The sequence below is a fragment of the Riemerella anatipestifer genome, from assembly GCF_009932355.1.
GTDB lineage: Bacteria > Bacteroidota > Bacteroidia > Flavobacteriales > Weeksellaceae > Riemerella > Riemerella anatipestifer_E.
Genome location: NZ_LEKU01000005.1, coordinates 53051 through 72271, shown reverse-complemented (window position 1 = coordinate 72271; position 19221 = coordinate 53051). Strand labels below are relative to the sequence as shown.

At 37.2% G+C, this 19221-nt stretch carries 19 protein-coding genes; 2 read left to right on the top strand and 17 right to left on the bottom strand.

Translation table 11 applies throughout. The features are described from left to right. Nucleotides 1-37 precede the first annotated feature (37 nt). Entirely contained in the window at nt 38-394 is a 357-nt protein-coding gene (locus tag GXW81_RS01470) for a hypothetical protein (protein WP_017686191.1), read from the bottom strand. Between the two features lie 120 nt (nt 395-514). On the opposite strand from GXW81_RS01470, the gene GXW81_RS01465 reads away from it, so the two are divergent. Both GXW81_RS01465 and GXW81_RS01460 read left to right on the top strand, forming a co-directional pair. Further along, nucleotides 515-2377: a M1 family metallopeptidase gene (locus GXW81_RS01465; RefSeq protein WP_161530889.1), complete on the top strand. Its 1863-nt coding sequence runs from the start codon at nt 515-517 to the stop codon at nt 2375-2377. 27 nt (nt 2378-2404) lie between these two features. Next, nucleotides 2405-3166, top strand: coding sequence for a type III pantothenate kinase (locus tag GXW81_RS01460; RefSeq protein ID WP_161530888.1), 762 nt, complete (start codon nt 2405-2407; stop codon nt 3164-3166). Here the strand turns inward: GXW81_RS01460 and GXW81_RS01455 are convergent. From GXW81_RS01455 to ileS, 16 genes are all read right to left on the bottom strand, one after another. Further along, entirely contained in the window at nt 3129-3656 is a 528-nt protein-coding gene (locus GXW81_RS01455) for a hypothetical protein (RefSeq protein WP_161530887.1), read from the bottom strand. The two genes, GXW81_RS01460 and GXW81_RS01455, sit on opposite strands and share 38 nt — an antisense overlap. A 65-nt stretch (nt 3657-3721) precedes the next feature. Next, the gene (gene sufD, locus GXW81_RS01450; RefSeq protein WP_161530886.1) at nt 3722-5002 is read right to left on the bottom strand and encodes a Fe-S cluster assembly protein SufD; all 1281 of its coding nucleotides are present in this window, start codon (nt 5000-5002) and stop codon (nt 3722-3724) included. A gap of 115 nt (nt 5003-5117) precedes the next feature. Then, nucleotides 5118-5858 (bottom strand): Fe-S cluster assembly ATPase SufC, encoded by a 741-nt coding sequence (gene sufC, locus GXW81_RS01445; protein WP_013447001.1) that lies wholly within the window; start codon nt 5856-5858, stop codon nt 5118-5120. Nucleotides 5859-5889: 31 nt separating this feature from the next. Then, a complete protein-coding gene (locus tag GXW81_RS01440; RefSeq protein WP_014615085.1) occupies nt 5890-6378 on the bottom strand; it encodes a heme-binding protein in 489 nt (162 codons plus the stop codon). Between the two features lie 55 nt (nt 6379-6433). Then, nucleotides 6434-6841, bottom strand: coding sequence for a hydroxyisourate hydrolase (uraH, locus tag GXW81_RS01435; RefSeq protein ID WP_013447000.1), 408 nt, complete (start codon nt 6839-6841; stop codon nt 6434-6436). 55 nt (nt 6842-6896) lie between these two features. Next, the gene (locus GXW81_RS01430; RefSeq protein WP_161530885.1) at nt 6897-7628 is read right to left on the bottom strand and encodes a copper resistance protein NlpE; all 732 of its coding nucleotides are present in this window, start codon (nt 7626-7628) and stop codon (nt 6897-6899) included. A 20-nt stretch (nt 7629-7648) separates the two neighbouring features. Next, on the bottom strand, nt 7649-7960 hold the full coding sequence (locus tag GXW81_RS01425) for a membrane-binding protein (RefSeq protein ID WP_161530884.1): 312 nt from the start codon (nt 7958-7960) through the stop codon (nt 7649-7651). Between the two features lie 68 nt (nt 7961-8028). Beyond that, complete coding sequence (locus GXW81_RS01420) at nt 8029-8895, bottom strand: substrate-binding domain-containing protein (RefSeq protein WP_161530883.1); 867 nt, start codon at nt 8893-8895, stop codon at nt 8029-8031. Between the two features lie 77 nt (nt 8896-8972). Then, the gene (gene sufB, locus GXW81_RS01415; protein ID WP_161530882.1) at nt 8973-10421 is read right to left on the bottom strand and encodes a Fe-S cluster assembly protein SufB; all 1449 of its coding nucleotides are present in this window, start codon (nt 10419-10421) and stop codon (nt 8973-8975) included. 32 nt (nt 10422-10453) lie between these two features. After that, on the bottom strand, nt 10454-10783 hold the full coding sequence (locus tag GXW81_RS01410) for an iron-sulfur cluster assembly accessory protein (RefSeq protein WP_161530881.1): 330 nt from the start codon (nt 10781-10783) through the stop codon (nt 10454-10456). A gap of 193 nt (nt 10784-10976) precedes the next feature. Continuing rightward, nucleotides 10977-12773, bottom strand: coding sequence for a translation elongation factor 4 (gene lepA, locus GXW81_RS01405; protein ID WP_004920511.1), 1797 nt, complete (start codon nt 12771-12773; stop codon nt 10977-10979). A 203-nt stretch (nt 12774-12976) separates the two neighbouring features. Continuing rightward, complete coding sequence (locus GXW81_RS01400; RefSeq protein ID WP_154137360.1) at nt 12977-13951, bottom strand: DUF3365 domain-containing protein; 975 nt, start codon at nt 13949-13951, stop codon at nt 12977-12979. Between the two features lie 88 nt (nt 13952-14039). Next, complete coding sequence (locus GXW81_RS01395; RefSeq protein WP_161530880.1) at nt 14040-14684, bottom strand: vancomycin high temperature exclusion protein; 645 nt, start codon at nt 14682-14684, stop codon at nt 14040-14042. 4 nt (nt 14685-14688) lie between these two features. Continuing rightward, nucleotides 14689-15327 carry a lipoprotein signal peptidase gene (locus GXW81_RS01390; protein ID WP_161530879.1) on the bottom strand — a complete coding sequence of 213 codons (639 nt, stop codon included), beginning with the start codon at nt 15325-15327 and terminating at the stop codon, nt 14689-14691. 83 nt (nt 15328-15410) lie between these two features. Further along, on the bottom strand, nt 15411-15791 hold the full coding sequence (locus GXW81_RS01385; RefSeq protein ID WP_014937768.1) for a TraR/DksA C4-type zinc finger protein: 381 nt from the start codon (nt 15789-15791) through the stop codon (nt 15411-15413). A 26-nt stretch (nt 15792-15817) separates the two neighbouring features. After that, nucleotides 15818-19216 carry an isoleucine--tRNA ligase gene (gene ileS, locus GXW81_RS01380; RefSeq protein ID WP_161530878.1) on the bottom strand — a complete coding sequence of 1133 codons (3399 nt, stop codon included), beginning with the start codon at nt 19214-19216 and terminating at the stop codon, nt 15818-15820. Nucleotides 19217-19221 lie beyond the last annotated feature (5 nt).

The window sequence follows — 19221 nt, the reverse complement described above, 5'->3', positions numbered from 1 at the left end:
GCGAGTTTTTTAACAGATTATTATGAGTTTCGTACCTCTAACTTTCTTGTTCTAGCAAATTCTCATCTATAAAATATTGTATAATTGCTTTTTTCATAAGAATACTTTGCTCATTAGGTTTTAGCTCAGGCAGAGGCTCTAACTCCTCGTAGTGAGGCCAGCCTTCCGCATCGTACTCTTTAAATTTATAATAACCAAACGGCTCCAATAGTCTACACACCGCTATGTGGAGAAGATTTAGCTTATCGTCTTTGGTATATTTTTGTTTTCCACCACCCAATTCCTGAACGCCTATGAGAAATAATATCGTTTCCAATGGCGGATTGCGTTCACTCTGAAAATGCTCTACAAAAAACTGTTCTACCCTACCCCAAAGCTCTTGTTCTGTAGCCATAATTTAATATTTTGTTGTCTTTATTACGCTTGCAAAGTTACCTTTTTTCACCAGAAATCCATTCAAATAATGAATAAATGAGATTTTGTTATATTTGAAGACTAAAAAATTATCGGAAAAATGAAAAAATATTTTTTTCTATCACTATCGCTTTTTTTAACCTCGTTGGGATATGCACAAAAAGGTAAATACTACCAGCAATACGCTAGCTACAATATGGATATAGATGTAGATGTTAATAACTACACTTACCACGGCAAGCAGTCCGTTACTTATACCAACAATTCTCCTGATGAGCTAAAGGAGGTTTACTTTCATCTCTACTGGAATGCCTTTAAACCAAACTCTATGATGGATGAAAGAGTGAGAAGCCAAGGCGATAATGCCGACAAAAGACTAGTAGAAAAAAATAAAGCAGGAAAAATAGTTTCTAGATTAGCTTCTATTCCTGAAGGGAAAGAAGGCAACCAAAAAATAAATTGGATTAAACAAAATGGTAAAGAGCTCCAGTTTGAAGTTCAAGGAACCATTATGAAGGTCTATCTTAATCAACCTATAAAGCCAAACTCTTCGACTACTTTCACTATGGATTGGGACGCCAATATCCCTTATCAAATCCGAAGAGCAGGAAGACAAAACCGAGAAGGCATAGAAATGACCATGACCCAATGGTATCCCAAACTAGCGGAATACGACTACGATGGCTGGGCAACTTTTGATTATATTGGGAGAGAATTTCACGCTCCTTTTTCGGATTATAACATCAATATCAAAATAGACCCTAGCTATGTTATAGGTGCTGGTGGAACACTTACAAACCCTACCGAAGTTAAAGGCTACACTTTGCAATCTAAACCTAAAACAGATGCTAATGGTAAAGCAACTTGGAATTGGACAGCAAAGAATATTCTAGACTTTGCTTGGGCAGCAGACCCAGATTATTCCGTAGAAGAATTTATCGTACCTGATGGACCAAAAGTCTATTTCGTTTATCAAAAAAATGAAAAAACCGAATACTGGAAACAAGCCAAACCTTATGTTAATAAGTTTTTTCAAATTATGAATGCTAACTTCGGTCGCTATGTGTACCCTAGCTATTCATTCGTTCAAGGTGGCGATGGCGGTATGGAGTATGGTATGTGTACTATGATACTTGGAGAAGCCAAAAGTTTAGAAAGCCTAGTTGGGCTAATGGCTCACGAAGGTGCACACTCTTGGTATCAGCAGATGTTAGCAACCAACGAAAGTACTACACCTTGGCTAGACGAAGGTTTTACTTCTTACGCCGAAGACTTTGCTATGTATCAGCTTTTCCCTCCTAAAGAGGCTTGGCCAAACCCTTTTATAGGTGCTTTAGAAGGTTACAGAAAGTTTGTAAAAACAGGAAAAGAAGAACCTGCTGTTTGGTTTGCTGACCATCACGACGACGGCACAGCCTACTCCGTAGCTTCCTATACTAAAGGAGAGCTTTTCTTAGTGCAGTTGGGCTATATTATGGGAGAAGACCTTCTGAAGACCACACTACTAAAATACTATGATGAATGGCATCTAAAACACCCTACTGATAGAGATTTTCTCCATATTGCTCAAAAAATATCTGGTATGGATTTAAAATGGTTTAAACATTACTGGATTAACACCACCAAAACCATAGACTACGCCATAAAAGAAGTAAAGTATAACCCCAACTCTACTACCATTACTTTAGTAAACAAAGGCGGAGTTCCTATGCCTATAGATTTTGGAGTACTTACCAAAGATAAAAAAATAACTTCTTACCATATCCCATTAAATATGATGAGAACTCCTAAAAAATCTGACTTTTTAGGCAATTTCACTACTTTGGATTATTGGAATTGGACTTCCTTAGAATACACTTTTGAAATACCTTTTACCAAAGAACAAATTTCCGTTCTAGGCATTGATTTTTCACAAAGATTAGCAGATGTAAATCCAGAAGATAACTTTTTAGAAGTAAAATAATTTATCTGCTGAAAAATAATTATCATTATGAAAACCATTGTAGTCAACATAGGAAATACCAATATCCGTTTTGGTTTATTTAATAATGAAGAATGTAGCCTCTCGTGGGTTATTAACACTAAACCCTACCGAACTAAAGACGAACTTTTTGTTCAGTTTCTGATGCATTATCAATCTTATGACATCAAGCCTGAAGAAATAGACCAACTGATAATAGGCTCCGTTGTACCACAAATGACCAACGATATTGTAAGAGCATTAGAAAAAATACACCACCTAAAACCTATTTTAGTAGATAGGAATACACCTTCTGAAGTTGAACCAAAATCCAAGCAAATGGGTACCGACATCTATGCAAATTTAGTTGCAGCTCATCACCTTTACCCTAATAAATCTAAAATAATTTTTGATTTTGGAACAGCTCTTACGGCTAGTTGTATTTCTCGCAATGGTGAAACTTTAGGAGCTATTATTGCTCCTGGAATTATCACCTCTCTCAAGAGTTTAATACAGGATACTGCACAGCTCCCAGAAATAGAACTACAAGCACCTAAATCCGTTCTAGGATTAGATACTGTAAGTTGTATGCAAAGCGGTATGGTGTATGGGTATCTAGGTATGGTAGAAGGTTTTATAGAAAGAATTAACCGAGAAATAGGAGAAGATGCTCTTGTGATAGCTACAGGAGGGGTTTCTCACGTCTATAAACCTTTATCAGACAAAATCCATATAGCCGATAGGTTGCATACCCTTAAAGGTCTTTATTTTCTTGGGAAAGCTCTATCTTAAGAGCTTCTACTTCTTCTTTTTGGGAAGCATATTTTTCTTGTAAAGCAGAGCCTTCTCCCATTCTTCGGTAGTATTCTAGTGCTTTATCAGCAAATTGTTTTCTATTGAAGTCTGGTGCATCTGGTATTTGAGGAAATATTTTATGAAATAAAGTTTCGTAATAGGCTTGGAACTCTCTTTCATTTTTATCCTCTACTAATGTTTCCTGTGCCTTTTGTCTTACATGTAGCATCTCATGAGCCAAAAGGTTAAGGACTAAATTAAAATCAAAATTAAAAAGATTTTTAGGTATTTTCACTTTCTGTGGCTGGGACAGTTCTCCCTCCGTCGTAAGTACAATAGACCTAGCGTCCACCTCCTCTCTAAAATCAAATCCTGCAAAATTAAAATGCTCTAAACCAAAAGCTCTAACCGCAAAAGATGCCGCATCTAAAATTTGCCCATGGCTTTTATAAGCATCTATGTGAAATTCTACTTTATTTAAGTCCATTCTTGTTTCTTATACTTATTAGAAAAAAGCCTTATCAAAATATTTTGATAAGACCTTTGTTTATTTTAGAACTCTATATTCACTTCTAATTTTTCAGCTAAGAGCTTGGATATTTTTAGTTTTAGAGGTTCTATATCTATATTTTCCATTGCATCATTTGCAAAGGCGTAAAGCAATAATGCCTGTGCCTCATTTTTAGAAATTCCTCTAGCACGAAGGTAGAACAAAGCATCTTCATTTAGCTGCCCTACCGTACAACCGTGAGAACATTTTACATCGTCTGCAAAAATCTCCAACTGTGGTTTAGAATCTATCGTAGCACCCTCGCTTAGTAAAATATTATTATTCTGCTGATAAGCATTGGTTTTTTGAGCTATTTTATCTACAAATACTTTCCCATTAAACACTCCGTGAGCATTATCCTTAAATACTCCTTTGTAGTTCTGATAACTTTCACAATTAGGCTGATTATGGTGTACTGCAGTATGATGGTCAACTAGTTGGTCTTTACCAATAATGGTAATTCCATTCATAAAAGAGTTGATATTTTCTCCTTCCTGAATAAAATCTAAATTATTACGCACCAACTTCCCTCCGAAAGAGAAAGTATTTACCGTAGCTAAGCTATCCTTCTCTTGCTTCACAAAGGTATGGTCTACCAGATACGAAGTATCTGTATCGTTCTGTAACTTATGCCAATCTGCTTTAGCGTTAGGTTTAGTAAAAATTTCAGTAAGGCTATTGGTAAAGGTAAACGAATCATCAAAATTATGATGACTTTCTATCACTTCTATCTGGCTACCAGCTTCTACCACCAATATATTTCTCGGATTATAGAACGTATTTTCTGATTGATTTTGCGAAATATAGAAAATATGTATTGGCTTTTCTACTACCGTATTTTTAGGCACATAAAGTGCTACTCCCGAATGAGCGAATGCCAAATTAAGATTTGGAAACGCCCAACTCTCGTTAGCAATAGTATTAAAATAAGCACGGAACAAAACCTCATTCTCTCCATTAGAAAGTGCCTCGTCTAAGGCAAGTACTTTAATATCTTTATCCGAAATCTTAGAAAGCTCTGGACGCCATTTCCCGTTAACTAGCACTACCCAATCAAAATCTTCTTCTCCTAGACGCAATGCTTTCAGTTCCTCTTCAGAAATATGATGCTCTTCTTGTGGTAAAAACTGATATTGTTTTTCTATAATTTCTTTTAGATTAGTATATTTATATTCCTCATCTTTTTTAGAAGGAAAACCTTTGCTTAAGAATCGTTCCAAAGCATTTAATTTATCCCCCGAAAGTGAAGAAGAATGTGTTTTAATGTTCTCAAATAATGACATAAAAATCTTTTTTGACTAATTAAGTAAGACTGTTGTGCCTTACCATTTATTTTTATATTGATAAACCTACTAATAGATTTACACAACTTATAAACTTTTAAAAGTTTTGGATTGATTAGAGTAGCCAATCGTACCCTTTCTCCTCTAACTCCAGAGCTAAAGTTTTATCTCCCGTTTTAATAATCTTACCGTCCGCCAATACGTGTACAAAATCTGGCTGAATGTAGTTAAGCAATCTCTGATAATGAGTGATTAGAAGCACCGCATTTCCCTCATTTTTGAAATGATTAACCCCTTCGGATACAATTCTTAACGCATCAATATCTAGCCCAGAATCGGTTTCATCTAAGATGGCCAGTTTAGGATTAAGCATCATCATTTGGAAAATCTCGTTTCTTTTCTTTTCTCCTCCAGAGAAACCCTCGTTAAGAGAACGAGAAAGAAAATCTTTCTTTATCCCTAAAAGCTCGGATTTTTCACGGATAAGTGCCAACATTTCTTTCGCAGGCATATCCTCCAGTCCGTTAGCCTTTCTGGTTTCGTTGATGGCTGCCTTGATGAAATTGGTTACCGAAACCCCCGGTATCTCTACTGGATACTGGAACGAAAGGAAAATCCCCTTATGAGCTCTCTCTTCTGGAGCATCTTCTACTATATTTTCCCCTTCAAAAAGGATTTCTCCATCGGTAACTTCGTAGTCTTCCTTTCCTGCAATTACAGAGGAAAGGGTAGATTTCCCAGCTCCGTTAGGTCCCATAATGGCGTGTACCTCGCCTGGTTTTATTTCTAAGTTAATCCCTTTAAGGATTTCCGCTCCGTCCTCTATCCTAGCATATAAGTTTTTTATATTTAACATTTCTATATATAATTTTATTTATTGTTAATTTTTATTTGGTTATCTCGTAGCCCATATTCTCAACCGCCTTCTTGGCCACATTATGGTCTTGCTCTCCACCACCAGCTCCAGAAACCCCTAGACTCCCAATCAGCTCCCCATCTTTCCAAACGGGTACGCCTCCTCCTAAAAGTAGAAGCTCTGGCAAAGTATTTAAGTTTTGTGCCGTAGGATTACTGGCTGCCTTTTGCATCAACTCAAAACTTGGGGTTTTGGTGGAAAGCGAAGTGTAAGCCTTTCTCCTAGAGGCTTCGGTATTATGAGGTCCTACTTGGTCGCCTTTCAATAATAAAAGACTTACCCCCGAATTGTTTAGGACTGCTACGGATACCTTTTTACCTAATTTACGAGCTTCTATGTGGGCTTGCTTTGCCAGTTCTAAAGCTCCCTCTTGATTGAGCGAAGTCCCTTGTTCGGTATATTGTGCTAAAGAAAACTGAACCAACAATAAACCTACTAAAACCATTATACTTTTTTTCATAATCTGCAATATTGAAGTAAGGATTAACTTTTCTAATGAGCTTCTGCTCTTTGTTTTAGTTTCCTCTATAAGTAGAATATCCGTAAGGGCTTAAGGTAATAGGTACATGATAGTGGCTGTTGTCCTTTAGCTCAAAAACAACTTCTACAAACGGATAAAAACTCTGCTGCCCTAACTTCTCAAAATACGGTGTAGTATGATAGGTAAGTTTGTATATCCCCTGATGGCTTACTCCTTTTTCTTCTTTTAGAAAATTCTTAATCCTCCCGTTTTCATCTGTTACCTTTTCATCTACCTTTACCCAAACACCATTTTTATTTTGTTTAGACAAGGTAATGCTTACTCCTGGAGCTGGTTTTCCTTGAGTAATGTCTAAAATATGACTAGACAACTGATACTTGGCTTCTTGTGCGAAAAGAATTCCTGTAAATAGGAATGCTAACCATAACGCTACTTTTTTCATAATGTAATGTTTTAATTTAATTTTTGTTTATTTAATTATCATCGTCTTTCCTATCCTAATTTCCCACAGAAATCAGCTTTAAATCTAGTAGTTTCTTCACTACTACTACCCCATCATAATCTTCGGCAAAGCCCTCCGCTTTTTTGGTATCTTTTTCTAAAACCAAATTTGCCTTTACAGGAAAGTAAGGTATCTTTTTATCCTTTACTATTGCTTCATATCTCTTCTGTAACTCGCCCGAAGGGTCTTCTATCCAATAGACTTTAGCCGAATTGGCTGGTCTGAAAGAGCTCACCTCGTGCCCTATGATGAGGAAGCCCTCCACGGGGGTTGGGGTAAAGTGGTAATCATCGTTAGAAAGTTGTTCTAACTCATAAGTATGAGCATTAGCTCCTGTGTTTTTCTCCTTTTTATCGTTTAAAAGGACTAACTTACCTTCTTCCCTTTGATAATATTGAGTAGCCTTATCATTGTTAGAAGATAACGCATAAATCCCTGTGGAAGCATCTACGGTGTAGGAGCCTTCTTCGGTGAAATATTCATTTTTACCTAAGTAATAGTCGGTTTTATCAAAGGTTTGGTCTGGAGCCAAAGTAATGATGGTAAAAATACCCTCGCAATCGGCACAAGGGAGTACGCCTTGATACATTTCGTTTGGAGTAGAGACAAGAGTGTCTATAACCTGCCCTTCGGCGGGGTGATTTTGGGCTGTTTTTTCGGATTTATTACAAGCCCCAAAAGACAATAGCCCCAAGGCTAAAATACCGTTTATGATGTACTTTCTCATTTTGATTTTTTAGGTCTAAGTTATCTTTTGTCTTCTATCCCAAATGCAATCCAGCGTGTTTGTTCAAAATCTAGTTTAATCCGCTTTTTGGCTTCGCTATAAAGTTTGTCTAAGGCACTTATCTCTTTATTAAGGGCTTCTGTTTTATATTTTAAATCTGCTTTGAGCTTCTCTTGTTCGGTATTCAGAACCTCTATTTTGTCTTTTAGAGTTTGCATCTGGCTGATGTAGTCGTCATCTAGCTTTTTAGGAAGGTCTGACTTGTTCTGTGTCATAGCATCTAGCATCAGTTTTACTTTTGTGATGCGTTCTGCGTAAGATTTTGTTGCCATATCTTTATATTTTATAATTTGTTTCTCTATTTCTTCTTTATTTTTACGAAATCTATCTGTCTTTTATTTTAGGACTGATGATTTATCAATAAACCTTCTTTCTTTTGCTTTAAGGAAGATAGCTTTTCTTTTCGGGAATATACCTTTTGAGGTTTCCTATCTTCCTTTTTTTTCTGGGCAGATGGGTTTCGTTCTATCCAACCTTGCTTTTCAAAAAGGGCTTGTACCTCTTTACCTTTTAGAAATTGATAGAACTCTAAGGCTTTAGGATTAGCCTCTCCGTAGGCTGTAAGAGCTATCCCACAATCTCTATAAGTGGTATATCTATCTTCCAAAGATACAAAATCAGCACTCCCGTTGTTATTTTTTTGCCAAATATTCCAAGAAACCCAGATATCTATGCTAGGGTCTTTCGCCCAAAAACTTTGAGCCTGTCCGCTATTTTCAGCAAATAAGACGATGTTTTTTCTAATCTTCCTTAGCACCTCTATATCTTGTGTTTTCCCCGCAATATCTTCCCATACTCCTGTAAGTCCTGCTCCATTAACTACCATTATTCTAAGTTTGGGTTTCATTAAATCTTTTAAAGTTTTAATGTTCTTAGGATTTCCTTTTCTTACGATAAGCCCAGATTTCCTCAAATAAAGAGGATAAACGGTCTGCTGCTGCACATTTCCTAACTCTGAAATGAACTGGGTCATCATAAACTCTGCTCCACTATAAATTAAATGGGCATTGTTTCGTGCCTTATCTTTCCATTGCGAAAATGGACCTTTGGTTACCTTAATATTTAGGTTATTTCTTTTAGCAAAGATTTGTGCTGCCTCATTTATGGGCGCATAAGGACCACCTGGACCATAAACATAAAGCGTATCCGCCTGTGCCATCACTCTGATACAAGTTGCTAGATAGATAAACAGAAGCCATTGTTTCATAAACTCATCGGTGTTATTTTCGTCCCTTTATACTAGGTGTTTCAATGGTTTGGGGAGCTTCCCTAAGGTTAGCTCCTCTACCCTACACTTCCTTCTAAACTAATTTCTAGGAGTTTTTGGGCTTCTATGGCAAACTCCATCGGGAGTTTGTTAAGTACCTCCTTGCTAAATCCATTTACGATAAGGGCGATAGCCTTTTCGGTGTCTAAACCTCTTTGGTTACAGTAGAAAATCTGGTCTTCGCCTATTTTGCTGGTGGTAGCCTCGTGTTCTAGCTGTGCCGAAGGGTCTTTAATTTCAATATAAGGGAAGGTGTGAGCACCACATTCGTTCCCCATCAAAAGGGAGTCGCACTGTGAGAAATTTCTAGCTCCCTTTGCTGATGGCATTACTTTTACCAATCCTCTGTAAGAATTGTTGGATTTCCCTGCAGAAATTCCTTTAGAGATGATGGTAGATTTGGTATTCTTCCCGATGTGTATCATCTTCGTCCCTGTGTCTGCCCACTGATGATTGTTGGTTACGGCAATAGAATAAAATTCTCCGATAGAATTATCGCCCTTCAAAATACAGCTAGGGTATTTCCAAGTTACCGCCGAGCCTGTTTCTACTTGCGTCCAAGAGATTTTAGCATTTTTCTCGCAAAGCCCTCGCTTAGTAACGAAGTTAAATACGCCTCCTTTACCACTTTCGTCCCCAGGATACCAGTTTTGAACGGTAGAATACTTGATTTCTGCACCTTCCATCGCGATAAGCTCTACCACCGCAGCGTGGAGCTGATTTTCATCTCTAGAAGGGGCGGTACAGCCTTCTAAATAAGACACATAACTTCCCTCATCTGCTACTACTAAAGTTCTTTCAAACTGCCCTGTTCCCGCTTGGTTGATACGGAAATAAGTGGAAAGTTCCATAGGACATTTTACGCCTTTAGGTATATAACAGAAAGAACCATCTGAAAATACCGCCGAGTTAAGTGCCGCATAGAAGTTATCTCCTCTTGGCACTACTTTACCAATATACTTTTTAACTAAGTCAGGATACTCCTGTATCGCTTCTGATATAGAACAAAAGATAATGCCTTTCTCCTTTAAAGTTTCTTGGAAAGTAGTCTTTACCGATACAGAATCCATCACCACATCTACGGCAACACCTGTAAGCCTCTTCTGCTCATCTAAAGAGATGCCTAACTTCTCAAAAGTTTTTAATAGCTCTGGGTCCACCTCATCTAAACTCGCTAATTCTGGTTTCTTTTTAGGAGCGGCATAATATTTTATGGCTTGGAAGTCTGGCTTTTCATACTTCACATTCGCCCAATCTGGCTCTTCCATTTTTTGCCAAATACGGAAAGACTCCAGCCTCCATTCTGTCATCCATTCTGGTTCATTTTTCTTTGCCGAAATCTGACGAACAATATCTTCGTTAAGTCCCATAGGGAAATCTTCGTATTCTATGTCCGTATAAAATCCAGCTTCGTATTCTTTATTTTTAAGGTCTTCCCTTAAATCGTCTTCTGTATATTTTGCCATAATTTCTTAAAGTTACTCTTAATTTTTACTTTCTAAAGCGAAAAACTCTCTCCACAACCACAAGTTCTGGCAGCATTAGGATTATTAAATACAAATCCTTTCCCGTTAAGACCTCCAGAATATTCCAAAGTTGTCCCTGCTAAATAGAGAATTGATTTTTTGTCTATCACTATCTTAATTCCGTTATCTTCAAAGATTTGGTCTGTATCTGTGGTCTGATTATCAAACTTCAACACATATTCTAAACCAGAGCAACCGCCACTCTTGACACCTACTCTAATGAAATCTTCACTAGGATTAAACCCATCTTCTGTCATGAGCTGAACTGCTTTATCTTTAGCTTGGTCTGATACTTTTATCATTGTATTTATTTAGAATGATTTTCGCCAACAAAAATACGAACTAATTTATGGACTGACAAAAATCATTTTTCCTTTTTGACTATTACCTTGATTGATGATTTCTTAAAATTCAGATTATTCAAAATAAAAAAACCTAACCAGCTTGTTATAAATAGCTAAGTTAGGTTCTATTTTAAACTATCCTTAATGAAGTTTAATCATTCAGTTTTAGTACCGCCATAAACGCTGATTGTGGAACTTCTACTCTTCCTATCTGCTTCATTTTCTTTTTACCTTCCTTCTGCTTCTCTAAGAGTTTTCTTTTTCTTGAAATATCTCCTCCATAACATTTTGCTGTTACATCTTTTCTTAAGGCTTTTATGGTTTCTCTAGCAATAACTTTTGTTCCTAAAGCCGCTTGTACTGCTATATCAAACTGTTGTCTCGGTATAAGCTCTCTCAGCTTCTCACACATTTTTTTACCAATACCATAGGCATTGTCTTGGTGTATGAGAGAAGACAATGCATCTACCATATCTCCGTTGATAAGAATATCCATCTTAACTAATTTAGAAGCACGGAAACCTATTGGGTGATAATCAAAGGAAGCATAACCTTTAGAAATGGATTTTAATCTGTCATAGAAATCAAAAACCACCTCTGCAAGAGGCATATTAAAGACAAGCTCTACTCTATCGGAAGTTAGATAGCTTTGATTAACAATTTCTCCTCGTTTTTCTATACAAAGCGTCATCACCGCTCCTACGAAATCGGATTTGGTAATGATAGAAGCTTTAATATAAGGTTCTTCCACTCTATCCATTACCGTTGGGTCCATCATTTCCGAAGGATTATTGATAAGGATTGGCACTTCCGGTTCTTTCTTGCTATATCCGTGATAGGATACGTTGGGAACCGTAGTGATAACATTCATATTGAATTCTCTATCTAACCTTTCCTGAACAATTTCCATATGGAGCATACCCAAGAATCCACATCTAAAACCAAATCCTAAAGCCGCTGAACTTTCTGGTTCAAAAACTAAAGAAGCATCATTTAACCTAAGTTTTTCTAAGGAGGTTCTTAGTTCTTCAAAATCCTCACTTTCTACTGGATAAATCCCAGCAAAAACCATTGGTTTCACCTCTTCAAAACCTTCTATCGGAGCAGTAGCAGGATTTTCTACACTTGTAATAGTATCTCCCACTTTAACCTCTCTGGCATCTTTAATCCCAGAAATAATATAGCCTACATCTCCACACTTGATTTCTTGTTTTGGCTGTTGTTTCAGTTTTAGTGTCCCTACCTCATCTGCCTCGTAGGTTTTATCGGTAGCCATAAACTTAACTTTCTCGCCTTTTCTTATCTTGCCATTAACTACCTTAAAATAGGCTTCTATCCCTCTAAAAGGGTTATAAACGGAATCAAAAATTAGGGCTTGTAGCGGAGCATCTGGCTCTCCCTTAGGAGCTGGTATCCTTTCCACAATCTGCTCTAAAAGCTCGTGTACGCCTTCTCCTGTTTTCCCTGAAACTCTTAGAACATCTTCGTACTCACAGCCCAATAAATTCATTATTTCATCTGTAACTTCTTCTGGGTTTGCAGATGGCAAGTCAATTTTATTAAGTACAGGGATAATCTCCAAATCATTTTCTAACGCCAAATAAAGATTAGAAATTGTTTGTGCCTGAATGCTCTGTGCCGCATCTACAATCAGTAATGCCCCCTCACACGCTGCTATAGACCTAGATACTTCGTAGGAAAAATCCACGTGCCCTGGCGTATCAATAAGGTTAAGAACATATTTTTCACCCTTATATTCGTAGTCCATTTGTATGGCGTGAGATTTTATGGTAATTCCTCGCTCTTTCTCCAAATCCATATCGTCTAGGGTTTGGGCTTGGAGTTCTCTTTGTGTTACTGTATTGGTATATTCTAAAAGCCTATCTGCCAAGGTAGATTTACCGTGGTCTATATGGGCTATAATGCAAAAGTTTCTTATATTCTTCATGAAAACGAATTCGTAGTCTGCAAAGATATTGATTTATATCAATTTTCTCAAAAAAAGTACTTCTTTAGTATGAGTCTTCTGCGACTTTGTTTCTCTAAGAGAAATTCCTAAATTATTTTTCTGTAAAAACCAAACAAAAAAGCCAAAGACAAAAAGTGATTAAAATGTCTCTGGCCTCCCATTATAGTACTATGAAAAAATTATTATTCTGAAAGTTTTATACTAAAAACACCCCTCAATTCATTCTGTTTATATCCTGTAGCCATATCTTTTGGGTATAGCTTTTTTATTTTATCAGACACTTTAGGAGCTATATCAGAGGACTGCACTCCGTGGCATTTAAGACACATCTCATTAGTAAGTATTGGCACATACAGATGATTACCTTCCATCACAGGAGCTAAAGTCTTTTCATTTGCCAATTGTTTTTTATAATCCATAATCACTTTAAGCTCTTCTTTTGTAGCTTTATTATTTGGATTCCTTGGTTTATCTGATGCTCTTTTTATGAAAATATTGTGCTTATCCGCCACTTGTTGTGTTAAGGGAATAGCATTGATATTGCAAAAATCCAAGGCTTGTTCAGCTCCTTCTTGTTTAAGTTTTTGCTGTAGATTTTTCCCTAAGAGTTGCTTGGTTTCTAGGGCATACTCCAAACCTATTTCTTGTTGGGTTTTCGCTGTGGCTGGAATATCCAATCCTTTTTGCTCAAAAACTTTACCTTTTTCTTTCTGATAATGCTCTTTAAACCATTCTGGTTCGGGAATTTTATAATCAAACAAGAAACCTGCTATTTTCTCTATATCTTCCTTTTTATATTCTTGGTAAGGCATTAATCCGAATTTCTCTACCGCATTTGGCATTATAGAAGCCTCCGCAGAGGGCTTAGCAATAAATTCCTGCATTTTTGCTATAAATTGCTCTCTACTACCAGTAGCTTCCATATAATGAGCCTTTACCGCTAACATAGGTGGTGCCACTCTCTCCGTAGGCAAAGCAGATGGGTGATGGCACGAGTAGCAATTTGTTTTCATTAAATTATATGCTTCTGCTACCTCATCTTTAGTATTATTACTAGCTAAATCTGGTTTATCAAGTTCTTTACTGCTGTTTTTGGAATCACAACTTACCACTAAAGCCAAGAGTACAACACCTATATAACCACCTATTTTTCTCATTATTTTACCTTTTGATAAATTAAACTTATCCTCAAAGGTAACAATAAAATACGATTCCCAATGTAACCTATGTTACACAAACTAAATACTACGGAATCAACTCTTTATCTCCACTGAATTTAGGCTCTACCCCCAATAGTAAATCATAAAAGACTTTTACCCTTGCGAAGTATTCTCTGACTTGGGTTTTAAATCCTGCATAGGTATTTACATCTTGAGCATTATACCCATACGCTTCTAAGCCGTTTTTTCTAGCCAAATAAACCGCTCGTTCGTTATGAAATTTTTGTGAAATGATGATAAATGTCTTTTGACCAAAGATATCTTCTGCTCTTATTACGGAATCTAACGTTCTAAATCCCGCGAAGTCTTGATAAATATGATTTTCAGGAATGCCGTGAGCCATTAAATCTAGCTTCATATCTTCGGTTTCGTTGTAGTCTTTACGAGAATTGTCTCCACTTACAATAAAATACTGTACTTTGCCATTTTTATAAAGCTCCGCTGCCGCATCTATTCTGTATTTAAAGTAATAGTTAGGAATACCGTTTTGGAGATATTTGCTCGTTCCTAGAACAAGTCCAACTTTTTTAGTTGGTACATCAGAAATATTGCTGAAGATATAATTTTCGGACTGGCTTTTAATAATATAATTACACCACAATATTACCGTTACTATACTAACGATGGATAAAACACATGTAACCAGTAGAACTTTCCCTAGTTTTTTCATCTACTTAAAACTCTAATCCGTTAGGAAAGGCTTTTCTTCTGAACAAAAACAATATACTTACCCCAACTGTAATAGCAGCATCTGCCACATTGAAAATATATTTAAAAAACTGAATTCTAGTGCCACCAATTACAGGATAATTTTCTGGCACATACCAATCAATCATATCAAAATGAAACATATCTACCACACAGCCTTTCATAAAATGAGAATAACCTTGCCCAAAAGCAATGATATGAGAAACCCCATCGTAGCCTATCCATCGTCCTATACTGTCATCAAACACCGTTCCTGTATCAAAGATAAGCCCATAAAACATACCATCTATTAAGTTCCCTATCGCTCCTGCAAATATCATTGCCATAGGTATAAGCCTATAGTTAGACGCTCCTTCTTTAAGCCATTTTCTAAAGATATGAACCATAACCCCAATAAGAACCACTCTAGTAATTACCAAAAAATACTTGCCAATAAGCCCTCCGAACTGTAAACCATAAGCCATACCTGGGTTTTCTACAAAGGTTAATCTAAAACCTGGCAAAACCCTCACAGATTCGTTGAGTTCAAAATTAGTTTTAATATAGATTTTAGAGAGTTGGTCTAAAAGCAATACCAAAATAGTTACGAATGCTATCTTCTTCATGTATGTTTTATTTTAATGAAAAACGCCGTGTATCACAAAAAATATTTCTTGTGACACACAGCTAATATTTAACTTTTCTGCAATTATCGTTGCATATTTTTAGCCTCAATGCTCAAAGTGGCGTGAGGCACAGCTTTCAGTCTTTCCTTACCAATCAGGTTACCTGTAACTCTACAAATTCCGTAGGTTTTGTTTTCTATCCTGATAAGAGCATTCTTTAGGTCTCGGATAAATTTCTCCTGTCTTACCGCAAGAATTGCATTTTGCTCCTTGCTTAAAGTCTCTGCACCTTCTTCAAAAGCCTTAAATGTAGGCGAGGTATCATCTGTACCATTATTTTGGTCGTTGATAAAGTTTTGTCTAATCAACGCCAAATCTTTCTCTGCCTTTTCTATTTTGCTTTCTATAAGCTCTTTAAACTCTTTTAAATCGGCATCACTATACCTTTGTCTCTCCTGTTCCATAATAACAAAATATGATTTAAGTATTCTTAGTTTCTTTCAATATTTACAGTAAACTTCACTTCATCTATCTCCAGTTCATCACCTGTGTTTAACGCTTCTAGAACTTCTATTTTCTCAGAAAGCACCTCCGAAGCGATGTACTGTTCATTATTCAAAATTTCCTGCAAATATGGACAATCTTGTGTTAACTGTATTTTAATTTTATCCGTAAGCTCAAACTCTTTTTCTTTTCTAAGGTTTTGGATACGATTGATAAACTCCCTCGCCACACCTTCAGACCTAAGTTCGTCGGTTATTGTCAAATCTAATGCCACTGTGATTTTGCCTTCACTAGCCACCGTCCAACCTGGAATATCTTTAGTCGATATTTCCACATCTTCTAAACAAATCTCATAAGCTCCAACCATCACCTTACCGTCTTTCTCTAAGGTAGAAATTTGAGCATTATCAAACGCTGAAATCGCTTGGGCTACCGTCTTCATATCTTTACCCAATTTAGGGCCTAAAGTCTTAAAGTTAGGCTTTATCTGTTTTACGATAAGTCCCTCTGCCTCTTTATCATTGATGATTTGTAGCTCTTTTACATTTACCTCTTGTTTGATTAAGTCTGAAACAGCCACAATCTGCTCTTCCGTTTTCTTATCCAAAACAGGCACCATTACTTTCTGCAACGGTTGTCTTACCTTGATATTTTCTTTCTTTCTCAATGAAAATACCATAGAGGTAATCTGTTGTGCTAAGTGCGTTTTTTCTACTAAATTGATGTCTATCGCACCTTCATTAGACACTGGGAAATTCGTAAGATGCACACTTTCTGCCGTATCTCTTTGGGTCACTTTATTCAAATCTTGATAAAGTCTATCCATAAAGAATGGAGCGATTGGTGCTGATATTTTCGCCACTGTTTCTAAACAAGTATAAAGCGTTTGATAAGCCGAAATTTTATCTTCGGTATAATCTCCTTTCCAGAAACGACGACGACAAAGCCTTACATACCAGTTACTTAAATTATCATTAACAAAGGTATTGATGGCTCTAGCCACTTTAGTTGGCTCGTAATCGTTATAGAACTCGGTAACTTCTTTTACCAATATATTAAGCTCCGAAAGAATCCAACGGTCTATCTCTGGTCTGTTTTCCACCTCTTTCTCGGCATATTTAAAGCCATCTACATTGGCATAAAGTGCAAAGAATGAATAAGTATTGTAAAGTGTTCCGAAGAACTTTCTTCTCACTTCATCTATACCATCAATATCAAATTTGAGGTTTTCCCAAGGGTTCGCATTGGAAATCATATACCATCTGGTAGCGTCTGGACCGTACTTCGCTAAAGTATCAAATGGGTCCACTGCATTGCCCAATCGTTTAGACATTTTTTGTCCGTTTTTGTCTAGCACAAGACCATTGGACACCACATTTTTGTACGCCACAGAATCAAAAACGCTAGTTGCAATGGCGTGTAGCGTGTAGAACCAACCACGAGTTTGGTCTACTCCTTCTGCGATAAAGTCCGCAGGGAATGCCTTGTTCTGCTCTATGAATTCCTTATTTTCAAAAGGATAGTGTAGCTGTGCATAAGGCATCGCCCCAGAATCAAACCAAACATCTATCAAGTCAGATTCTCTTCTCATCGGTTTACCCGTTTCGGACACTAGCACTACTTCGTCCACAATATTTTTGTGTAAATCTATCTTCGCATAGTTTTCCTCGCTCATATTCCCTATTTCAAAATCTTTGAAAGGGTTTTCCGTCATCACTCCTGCTGCTATAGACTTGTTGATTTCATTTACCAACTCTTCTACCGAACCTATGATTTTCTCTTCCTTTAGGTCTTCCGTTCTCCATATCGGCAACGGAATTCCCCAATATCTAGAACGAGAGAGGTTCCAATCGTTTACATTTTCTAGCCAGTTGGCAAAACGCCCCTCTCCAGTAGCTTTCGGCTTCCAGTTGATTTCTTTATTTAGTTCTACTAGACGCTCCTTAACCGAAGTCATCTTAACAAACCAAGAGTCTAGCGGATAGTACAATACAGGCTTATCTGTTCTCCAACAGTGAGGATAAGAGTGGAGGTATTTCTCTACCTTAAATGCTTTATTTTCTGTTTTAAGGAGGATTGCCATTTCTACGTCCCAAGATTTCTCTGGGGCAGCACCATTATCATAGTATTCATTTTTGATGTATTTACCACTAAATAGCTCTGGCACCGCCTCTCCTTTAACAAATTTCCCTTGTAAATCTACTAAAGGCACAAGGTTATCGTTTTCATCTTTGATGAGCATTGGAGGTATTCCGTTTTCTTTTGCGACACGAGCGTCATCAGCACCAAAGGTAGGTGCGATATGTACTATCCCTGTCCCGTCCTCTGTGGTTACAAAATCCCCTACAATCACACGGAAGGCTTGGTCTGGATTTTCGTATGGTAAAAACCACGGCACCAACTGTTCGTATTGCGTTCCTGCTAAATCTGCACCCGAAAAATGCCCTAACACTTGATAAGGGATTTGCTTATCTTCGGATTGATATTTAGCCAAATCTTCATCTGTTCCTTCAAAATATTTTTTACCAAAGTTTTTCTCAAGAAGTACCTTCGCTAGAACAATTTGGATTGGTTCAAAGGTGTATTGATTAAAAGTTTTTACCAAGACATATTCTACCTCTTTACCCACTGCCAAAGCCGTGTTAGACGGAAGCGTCCAAGGTGTTGTCGTCCAAGCAAGAATGTGGATATCCCCACTTTGCTGACCTATCTTAGAAGCCACGCTATCCGAAAGTTGTTTTACTTTGAATTGAGCCACAATGGTCGTATCGCTTACATCACGGTAAGTCCCCGGCTGATTAAGCTCGTGAGATGAAAGCCCTGTACCCGCCTTAGGGGAATACGGCTGAATGGTATAGCCTTTATAAAGCAAATTTTTGGTGTAAAGCTGCTTTAAAAGCCACCAAACCGTCTCCATATACTTAGGCTTATAGGTAATGTATGGGTCTTCTAAATCTACCCAATAGCCTATCTTTTCAGTTAGGTCGTTCCAAACATCGGTGTACTTCATTACGGCATTTCGGCACGCCTGATTGTAGTCTTCCACCGAAATTTTCTTACCTATATCTTCTTTGGTAATACCTAATTCTTTCTCTACTCCTAGCTCTACTGGCAACCCGTGAGTATCCCAACCCGCTTTACGAAATACTTGTTTTCCTTTTTGAGTTTGGTATCTACAGAAAATATCTTTTAAAGCTCTAGCCATTACGTGGTGAATTCCTGGCATACCGTTAGCAGAAGGCGGCCCTTCGTAAAACACGAACTCTGGTTTGCCCTTTCTAATCTCAACCGACTTCTGAAATGTATTATCCTTTTTCCAAAAATCAGCTACTTGTGCTGATATATCCGTAAGATTAAGCCCTTTGTATTCTGTAAATTTACTCATCTCAA